Source organism: Plebeiibacterium sediminum, from assembly GCF_026013605.1.
Taxonomy (GTDB): Bacteria; Bacteroidota; Bacteroidia; order Bacteroidales; family Marinilabiliaceae; genus Saccharicrinis; species Saccharicrinis sediminus.
Genome location: NZ_JAPDPJ010000369.1, coordinates 1 through 376, shown reverse-complemented (window position 1 = coordinate 376; position 376 = coordinate 1). Strand labels below are relative to the sequence as shown.

1 protein-coding gene is annotated in these 376 nt (G+C 31.1%); it reads right to left on the bottom strand.

The features are described from left to right. Positions 1 to 138: 138 nt before the first annotated feature. Positions 139 to 376: SdiA-regulated domain-containing protein (locus tag OM075_RS25815; protein WP_301193414.1), on the bottom strand; the 238-nt coding region annotated here is incomplete at its 5' end.

The following is a 376-nucleotide window of genomic DNA, read 5'->3' as shown; positions in this document are numbered from 1 at the left end:
GATTCCAATCAAGATTTGCCTTTGAATAATATGGAGCTTTGAGTGTGCCACATGCTCCAAATAACAGGATCAAAAAAATGAATGTAAATGATTTCATTCGTTGTGTTATTTCAACCTTAAATATTCTAAACACCTTATTCATTTTTGAATCTTTCTATAATACAATAGTTTACCTTTATTTTTCTTTCCTTCTGTTGATAAATACAAATTTCCATCATCATCAAAACAAATACCCTCCGGCTGAGGCAAATACTTTGGATTCAAAAAGGTAATTTCTTTTATTTCAGAATTAAAGCCAATAACCAACAACATACTACCTCTTGCTGACAAAACGTATAAATCCCGATTATTACTCATTGCAACAGCTGAAGGTGAA